This is a genomic window from Roseomonas rosulenta (assembly GCF_016106005.1).
Classification (GTDB): domain Bacteria; phylum Pseudomonadota; class Alphaproteobacteria; order Acetobacterales; family Acetobacteraceae; genus Neoroseomonas; species Neoroseomonas rosulenta.
On sequence record NZ_JACADR010000215.1, the window covers coordinates 1 to 7887 of the forward strand.

Consider the following 7887-nt stretch of genomic DNA (forward strand, 5'->3'; position numbering starts at 1 on the left):
GGATGCGCCCGGCGCGTCCGGCGCGCTGACCGCCGCCATCCGGCGGGCCGACCCGGCGGCGGGGGTCTGGGTCGACCCGTCGCGCGGCCTGGTGGCGGTGGCGTCCGCCGCGCCCGACGCCGTGATCGACGCCGCGCTGGCCGCGAACGGTTTCCCGGTGCGCACCAAGCGGCGCGGTGGAGTGGGTGGGGCGCTGGCCTTCGGAGTGCTGTTCGCCGTGCTCGGCCTGTTCGCGGGCCTCGTGCTGGGCTGGGTGGTGGGTCTCGGCCTCTATGCGGTCAATCCGGAATGCCACCGGCCAGGGTCCTGCACGATGATGGCGCCGGTCTTCGCCGTCCTGGGGGGCGTGATCGGCGGCCCGGCGGGGCTGATCGGTGGGCTGGTCTGGGGCGGTGTGCGGCGGCGCCGCGCAGCGATAGGACGGTCGAGCTCCTGAAACCGGGCGGCGGAGCTGTCGTTGCAGCCGCCATGCTCCCGCTTAGTGATGCCGAACGTGGAGGAGTTGTTCTACGAATTCGTCTCCGACGACCGGATCGAGGTGATCACCAACCTGCAGGCCAAGGCGGTGCGCGACGCGATGGTCGAGCGCCTGATGGCGCAGGGGATGGTGAATTCCTGATCCGCGCGCGGCGGCGCGCCGCTCAATGCGCGACCCCGCCGAACACGGCGGTGAGCAGCGCGAACAGCGCCCCGCCTGCCAGGAACCCCACCAGCGTGCCGTTGATGCGCACGTATTGCAGGTCGCGGCCTACGCGCAGCTCGATCTTGTCGGCCACCGTGCGCGCATCCCAGTTGCCGACCACCCCGGCGATGAAGTCCGACAGCTGGGCCTGCGCCGAGGGCAGCAGGCGGATCAGCACGCCCTCGACTGCGGCGTTGAGGCGCGCGCGCGCCGCCGGGTCCTCGGCCAGCAGCGTGCCGGCATTGGCGAACAGGCCCGAGAGCAGCGCCACCGTGCGGCCATCCGGGCGCGCCGCGTCCACCGTCATGGCGGTGCGCAGCCTGGCCCAGACATCGCTGAGCCAGATCGCGACCGAGGGGTGGGAGAGCGCGTCGCGCAGCACGCGCCCGATCGCGGCCGCGCGCTCGGGGTCAGTTTCGAGCCGGTCGATCTCCTGGCGCAGCCATTCGCCGAAGGCGGCGCGCAGGTCGGAATCCTCGGGCTCGACCTTCTCGAGCTCGGCGTTGATGGCGTGCAGGATGCGGTTGGCCATGCTGGCACCCGCCAGCCAGCCGATCAGCGCGCCCCCCTCGGCGCGGATGCGCGAGGCGATGGCGGTGCGCAGCGCGTCCTCGCGCTGCGCCAGCATGACCTTGATGCGCCCGACGGCGAGGGAGAACACCTCCTGGTGGCGGCCCGACGCCACGAAGGCGCGCAGCACGCGCGCGACCAGCCGCGCGCCGGCGGGACCGGAGACGATGCGCGGCAGCAGGCGCAGCATCAGCCGCTTGGCGCGCCCATCCTCGAGGCTTGCGAGGATGCGCGGCAGGCTGCCGGCCAGCGCCAGCGCCGCGGGCTTCGAGGCATCCGGGTCGGCCAGGAAATTCTGGACGATGCGCGCGAGGTCGAGCCGCCCGATGACGCGCCGTACCTCGGCCTCGGTGATGACATGCCCGGCGACGAAGCGCCCGAGCGCGCGGCCCAGCCGTTCCTTCTGGTTCGGCACGATGGCGGTATGCGGGATAGGCAGGCCGAGCGGGCGGCGGAACAGCGCCGTCACCGCGAACCAGTCGGCCAGGCCGCCGACCACGCCGGCCTTGGCCGAGGCTTGCAGCATGTCGGTCCAGTAGCCCGGCGGCATATGGTAGGTGCCCACCAGGAGCCCGCCCATGCCGACCAGCATGCCTGTGGCGAGCGCCCGGTGCCGGGCCAGGGCGCGGCGCAGGTCGGCATCGGGGTCGGGTGCGGGGCTGCCCTGCATGGTCCGCGCAGATAAGGCTCCGGCCCGCCCTTGCCCAGCCCGGGGCGGATGTTACATCATATCGTATCATGTCCCGCTTCAATGATCCCCTGGCGCTGTCCTCCGGCGCTGCGCCGCGCCTGCTGCTCGCGGCCGGCGTGGGGGCTGTGCTGTGGGCGGCGGTGGCCTGGGCGATGTGGGCATGAGCGCACGTCGCGAACCGGCCGGGCTGGTGCTCGAGAACGTCACGCTGGCGCATGGCCGGCGCCCGGCGGTGCATCACGTGAGCGGGCGCTTCGCGCCGGGCAGCCTGACCGCGGTGGTGGGGCCGAACGGGGCGGGCAAGACCACCCTGCTGCGCGCGCTCGCCGGGCTGCACAGGCCCGAGAGCGGGCGGATCGCGCATGAGGGCACGGCGCGGATCGCGCTGCTGCCGCAACTCGCCGCGCTCGACCGTGCCTTCCCGATCGCCTGCCTTGATGTGGTGATGCAGGGGCTCTGGCCGCGCATCGGCGCCTTCCGCGGCGTGCCGGAGGGCGAACGCGCGCGCGCGGCGCAGGCCCTGGCGGCGGTGGGGCTCGCGGGTTTCGAGAGGCGGCCCGTCGGCTCGCTGTCGGCGGGGCAGACGCAGCGGCTGCTGTTCGCGCGGCTGCTGGTGCAGGACGCCGACATCCTGCTGCTGGACGAGCCCTTCAACGCGGTGGATGCGAGGACCTCGGCGGACCTGCTGCGCCTCGTGCGCGACTGGCACGGGGAGGGGCGGACGGTGGTGGCGGTGCTGCACGACCTCGACCTCGTGGCGCGGGAATTCCCGGAGACGCTGCTGATCGCGCGGGATGCGATCGCCTGGGGGCCGACACGGCAGGCGCTGAGTGCGGCGAACCGGCTCAAGGCGCGGATGATGGCGGAAGCCTGGTCGGAAGAGGCGGAACACTGCCACCGAGCGGCGTGATGCCGTCAGACGCCGGGCGCGGCCTTCGGGATCAGGAGGCGGATCGCGCAAGGCGCGATCCGGGAGCGCATGGCGCGACCGCGCCCAACCCGACCGTCGGCGCCAGAGCGACAGTGCGGGGCGCGCAAGCCAAGCGGCCGGGGGCCGCGCCCGTCGCCTGAGGGCACGCAAAATGCACGACCTGCTGATCGCCCCCTTCGTCGAATTCGGCTTCCTGCGCCGCGCACTGGTGGGTTGCCTGGCGCTGTCGGTCTCGGCCCCCGTGCTCGGCGTGTTCCTGGTGCTGCGGCGCATGAGCCTGACGGCCGATGTGCTGGCGCATGGCGCGCTGCCGGGCGTCGCACTGGGCTTCCTGCTGGCGGGGCTGTCCGCGCCCGTCCTGTGGTTCGGCGGGCTCGTGGCGGGGCTGGTCGTCGCGGTCGGTGCGGGGGCGCTGTCGCGGGCGACGGGCGGGCGGGAGGATGCGACGCTGGCGGCGCTCTACCTGGTGGCACTCGGGCTCGGCGTGGCGCTGGTGTCGATGGGGGGGAGTGCGGCGGACCTGTCGCACATCCTGTTCGGCAGCGTGCTGGGCGTGGATGACGCAGCGCTGCTGCTGATGGCGGGGGTGGCCTCCGTCACGCTGGTCGTGCTGGCCTTCGCCTGGCGGCCGCTGGTGCTGGAATGCTTCGACCCGGCCTTCGCGGCGGCGGCGGGGGCGCAGGGTGGGGCCTGGCACCTGGTGTTCCAGGGGCTCGTGGTGGTGAACGTGCTCTCGGCCTTCCAGGCACTGGGCACGCTCATGGCGGTGGGGCTGATGATGCTGCCGGCGATCGCGTCGCGGCACTGGGCGCGCGAGGTCGGCGGCATGGCCTATGCGGCGGTCGGCATCGCGGTGGGGTCGTCGCTGGCGGGCATCCTGGTGTCGTATCACCTGGATGTGCCGACCGGGCCCGCGATCGTGCTGGTGGCGGGGGCGGCCTGGGTGGTGTCGGTGCTGGCGGGGCCGGTCGATGGGCTGCTGCCGCGGCTGGTGCGGAGGGGGCATCTGGCGGGGTAGCGCCGCGCGTTCCATCCTGCGCGGCGCAAACGCCCGGAGGATATCCCGCATGGGATCGCTGCTGTTCTCGCCCGTCACGCTGCGCGGCCTGACCATCCCGAACCGCGCCGTGGTGCCGCCGCTGTGCCAGTACTCGGCGCATGAGGGGATGGCGAATGACTGGCACATGGTGCAGCTCGGCCGCTTCGCGGTGGGCGGCTTCGGGCTGGTGTTCAGCGAGGTGGTCTCGGTGCTGCGCGAGGGGCGCATCACCCATGGCGACCTCGGCCTCTGGTCCGACGACCACGTGGCACCGCTGAAGCGCATCACGGACTTCATCAAGGCGCAGGGCGCGGTGCCCGCCATCCAGCTCGGCCATGCCGGGCGCAAGGGGTCGATGCAGCGGCCCTGGGAGGGCAACGGGCCGCTCGGTCCCGAGCAGTTCGCGAAGGGCGAGGGCACCTGGGACATCGTCTCGGCCGTCGCGGCACCGATCGCGGAAGGGCACCTGACCCCGGCCGCGCTCGACGCCGCGGGCATGATGCGCATCGTGCAGGCCTTCGCCACCGGCGCGAAGCGCGCCCACGCCGCGGGGTTCGAGGCGGTCGAGGTGCATTGCGCGCATGGCTACCTGCTGCACCAGTTCCTCTCGCCGATCTCCAACACGCGCAACGATGGATATGGCGGCGACCTCGCCGGGCGGATGCGCTTCCCGCTCGAGGTGATCCGCGCGGTGCGCGAGGCCTGGCCGCAGGACCGCCCGGTCTTCGTGCGAATCTCGGCCGTGGACGGCGCCGATGGCGGATGGACCATGGAGGACAGCATCGCCTTCGCGGCGGCGATGAAGCCGCTCGGCGTCGATGTCGTGGATTGCAGTTCGGGCGGCATCGGCGGGTCGGCCACGGGCAGCAAGCGCATCCCGCGCGGCTACGGCTTCCAGGTGCCCTATGCGGCGCAGATCCGCCGCGATGTCGGCCTCGCCACCATGGCGGTCGGCCTCATCATCGGCCCGCACCAGGCCGAGGCGGTGCTGGCCGAGGGCGAGGCCGACCTCGTTGCGATCGGGCGCGAGGCCATGGCCAACCCGAACTGGGCGCTGATGGCGCGTGGCGTGCTGGAACCGGGCAGCACGGAGGAGGTCTTTGCCCCCTGGCCGCCGCAGCATGGCTGGTGGCTCGAGAAGCGCGCGGCGGTGATGGAGGCGCTGGGCAAGCCGCCCGCTTGATGCGCGTCAAGGCGCCGGCGCGCGCCTGAGGGCAGCCTCGACCCAGGTCACGGGAAGGGGCGGCCATGGCGGCGTCGGCGGCGGAAGGCGGGGACGGGGTACGGCGCTGGATCGGCCTCGGACTCGCCATCGCGGTGCTGGCGGTCGCCGTGCTGGCACCTCCCGTGGCCGGTCTGCCCGTGGCCGGGCAGCGCGCCATCGGCATCCTGCTCTTCGCCGTGGTGCTCTGGGTGAGCGAGGCGGTGGACCTCACCGTCTCCGCCTTCCTCATTGCCGCGCTGATCATCGTGCTGGTGGGCAGCGCGCCCGACCCGCAGGACGCACAGCGCATCATCGGCCTGTCGCGCGCGCGGGACTGGGCGATCGCGGGCTTCGCCAACAATGCGGTGGCGCTGGTGGGCGCGGCGCTGGTCTTCGCCGCGGCGGTCACCGCCACGGGGCTCGACCGGCGCATCGCGCTCGCCACTCTCTCGCGCGTGGGGACCAGGCCGCAGGGGATCCTGGCGGGCACGCTCGCGGTCGGCGTGCTGCTGGCCTTCCTGGTGCCCTCGGCGACCGCGCGGGTCTCCGCGGTGGTGCCGATCGTGCTCGGCATCATCGCGGCCTTCGGCATGCCGCGTGACTCGCGCCTCGCGGCGCTGCTGATGATCGGCTCTGCGCAGGTCTGTTCGGTGATGAACATCGGCGTGCTGACGGCCGCCGCGCAGAACGCGACCTTCCTCGGCCTGATCGGGCGGGCCATCCCGGGGGCCACCGTCACCTGGCTCGACTGGTTCATCGCCGCGGCACCCTTCTGGCTGGTCATGGTGCCGCTGACGGGGCTGATCCTGTGGCGCTTCCACACGCCGGAGGCGGAGGTCGGCGCCGGCGGGGAAGGCGCGGTGGCGCGGGAGCTCGCGGCGCTGGGGCCGATGAGCGGGGCGGAATGGCGCACGCTGCTCACGGCCGCCGTGCTGTTGTGCGTCTGGGCCACGGAGGTGCGGCTGCATGCGCTCGACACCGCGTCCTCCACCATGATCGCGGTGACGCTGCTGCTGCTGCCCCGGATCGGCGTCATGTCGTGGAAGCAAGCGCAGGCGAGCGTGCCCTGGGGCACGCTGATCCTGTTCGCGGTGGGCATCGCGCTCGGCACCGTGCTGGTGCAGACGCGCGGGGCCGCCTGGATGGCAGGGATGATCGTCGATGCCTTCGCGCTGCGCCACGCGACCCCCTTCGTCATCGTGGCGGTGATGTCGGCCTTCCTGATCGTGGTGCATCTGGGCTTCGCCTCGGCCACCGCGCTCGCCGCCGCCTTCATTCCGATCGTGATCTCGGTGCTGCAGGAAGTGGCGCGCGCCGGGGTGCCGGTGAACGTGGCGGGGGTGACGATGATCCTGCAGTTCGCCGTCTCCTTCGGCTTCCTGCTGGTGGTGAGCGCGCCGCAGAACATGGTGGCCTTCGGCACGGGCACGTTTGCTGCGCGCGACTTCACGCGATCGGGCGTGGTGATCACGTTGGCGGGCTACGCGCTGCTGCTGCTGCTGACGGCGACCTGGTGGGACTGGCTGGGGTATGTGCGCGGGTAGCGCGGATCAGTATTCCCACTCGAAGGACAGGCCGATGCGGTCCCCGCCCGCGCTGTTGCCGCCGGTCTCGGCCTCGAGGCGCACGCGCGGGGCGATGTCCACCTGCACGCCCACGCGCGGCGGCCCGCCCTCGGTGCCCTGCCGGATGCCGAGGTAGACGCCGTCCGCCACGTAGCGCCCGGTCTCGAGCGTCGCCCCCTGGGTGCGCGTGTTCTCGCGATTGCGTTCCTCGCCCACGCTGAGGCGATCAAGCGCGAGTGTCCGGCGGATGCGATCGAGGATGCCGCCCGCATTGGGCGTGTCGATGCCGGCCGCACCCGCCAGGATCTGCGCGAGCTGCGCGATCTGGAAGGGGCTGAGCTCATTGGCGCGGCGGTCGAAGATCAGGCGCGACAGGATCTCGTCCTGCGGCAGTTCGGGTGTGGAGGAGAATTCCAGCTTCGGGTCGTTCGCCGGCCCGGTCACGGTGATGTTGGCCGTCACTTCCCGCGCGCGCGAGGAGGCGAGGAAGTCGAGCGTGGGCACCAGCGTGCCCGCGTTGAAGGCGATGGACCCGCGGCGGAAGTCGAGCCGCCGGTCGAAGAAGGTGAGGCTGCCGCGGCGAAGGTTCAGCCCGCCGCTGACCACCGGTGACGCGATGGTGCCGCCGATGCCGAGCGTGCCGCCGAATTCCGCATCGATCCCCCGCCCGCGCACGAAGACCGCGCGGGGGGCTTCCACCGTCACCTCGAGCGCGATGGGTGGCAGCGCGCTGTCGCCGGGCGGCGCGGGCGCGGCCAGGGGCGGCGTGCCGGCCGGGCGGTGGCCGCGCTCGGTGACACCGGGCAGCGTCTGCACGCCGGCGGGCAGGCGCTCGGGCACGGTGATGTCCATGCGGTTCACCGCGACGCGCCCGGACAGGCGCGCATCCTCCAGGATACGGCCCGCCAGGCGGAGGTCGGCGTCGAACACCGTGCTGACCAGGTCGGAGCGCAGCGGGCGGGCATTGCGCGCGGTGAGCGTGATCTCGGCCGGCAGCCCGGGCGCGGCGGGCGACAGGTTGCCCGTGACGGCCAGCGTGCCGCCGCCGGCGGTGCGGGCGTCGAAGCGTTCGATCACCACGCGGTCGCCCTCGCCGCGCAGCGTGGCCGCGATGTCGGTCAGCGCCACGCCCTGCGCGAGGTCGCGGAAGGACCCGCCGGCCAGTGTCGCGCGCCCGGCTTGGCGGGGCGGGATCGGAAGAGCAC

8 protein-coding genes are annotated in these 7887 nt (G+C 73.1%); 6 read left to right on the forward strand and 2 right to left on the reverse strand.

Annotation, left to right across the window (positions count from 1 at the left end):
* Both HW578_RS19795 and HW578_RS28260 read left to right on the forward strand, forming a co-directional pair.
* Nucleotides 1–436, forward strand: a 436-nt coding sequence (locus tag HW578_RS19795; RefSeq protein ID WP_198372439.1) for a hypothetical protein, incomplete at its 5' end; no start/stop codon positions are given.
* A gap of 48 nt (nucleotides 437–484) precedes the next feature.
* Nucleotides 485–619 (forward strand): hypothetical protein, encoded by a 135-nt coding sequence (locus HW578_RS28260; RefSeq protein WP_255529102.1) that lies wholly within the window; start codon nucleotides 485–487, stop codon nucleotides 617–619.
* Nucleotides 620–641: 22 nt separating this feature from the next.
* Here HW578_RS28260 and HW578_RS19800 read toward each other — a convergent pair whose 3' ends face one another.
* Entirely contained in the window at nucleotides 642–1922 is a 1281-nt protein-coding gene (locus tag HW578_RS19800) for a DUF445 domain-containing protein (protein ID WP_198372440.1), read from the reverse strand.
* A 181-nt stretch (nucleotides 1923–2103) separates the two neighbouring features.
* Between HW578_RS19800 and HW578_RS19805 the strand changes: the two genes are divergently transcribed.
* The 4 genes from HW578_RS19805 (at nucleotide 2104) to HW578_RS19820 (ending at nucleotide 6661) form a co-directional block, all read left to right on the forward strand.
* Nucleotides 2104–2853, forward strand: coding sequence for a metal ABC transporter ATP-binding protein (locus HW578_RS19805; protein ID WP_198372441.1), 750 nt, complete (start codon nucleotides 2104–2106; stop codon nucleotides 2851–2853).
* Nucleotides 2854–3025: 172 nt separating this feature from the next.
* Nucleotides 3026–3892 carry a metal ABC transporter permease gene (locus HW578_RS19810; RefSeq protein ID WP_198372442.1) on the forward strand — a complete coding sequence of 289 codons (867 nt, stop codon included), beginning with the start codon at nucleotides 3026–3028 and terminating at the stop codon, nucleotides 3890–3892.
* A 49-nt stretch (nucleotides 3893–3941) separates the two neighbouring features.
* On the forward strand, nucleotides 3942–5096 hold the full coding sequence (locus tag HW578_RS19815) for an NADH:flavin oxidoreductase/NADH oxidase (protein ID WP_198372443.1): 1155 nt from the start codon (nucleotides 3942–3944) through the stop codon (nucleotides 5094–5096).
* A gap of 65 nt (nucleotides 5097–5161) precedes the next feature.
* Complete coding sequence (locus tag HW578_RS19820; protein WP_198372444.1) at nucleotides 5162–6661, forward strand: DASS family sodium-coupled anion symporter; 1500 nt, start codon at nucleotides 5162–5164, stop codon at nucleotides 6659–6661.
* A gap of 6 nt (nucleotides 6662–6667) precedes the next feature.
* On the opposite strand, the gene HW578_RS19825 is transcribed toward HW578_RS19820, so the two are convergent.
* Nucleotides 6668–7887 (reverse strand): translocation/assembly module TamB domain-containing protein (locus HW578_RS19825; RefSeq protein WP_198372445.1); only part of this gene is annotated, 1220 nt, incomplete at its 5' end.

Coding starts and splice junctions, on each gene's coding strand:
- HW578_RS28260 (WP_255529102.1), top strand. CDS start 485: ATGCCGAACGTGGAGGAGTTGTTCTACGAATTCGTCTCCGACGACCGG.
- HW578_RS19800 (WP_198372440.1), bottom strand. CDS start 1,922: ATGCAGGGCAGCCCCGCACCCGACCCCGATGCCGACCTGCGCCGCGCC.
- HW578_RS19805 (WP_198372441.1), top strand. CDS start 2,104: ATGAGCGCACGTCGCGAACCGGCCGGGCTGGTGCTCGAGAACGTCACG.
- HW578_RS19810 (WP_198372442.1), top strand. CDS start 3,026: ATGCACGACCTGCTGATCGCCCCCTTCGTCGAATTCGGCTTCCTGCGC.
- HW578_RS19815 (WP_198372443.1), top strand. CDS start 3,942: ATGGGATCGCTGCTGTTCTCGCCCGTCACGCTGCGCGGCCTGACCATC.
- HW578_RS19820 (WP_198372444.1), top strand. CDS start 5,162: ATGGCGGCGTCGGCGGCGGAAGGCGGGGACGGGGTACGGCGCTGGATC.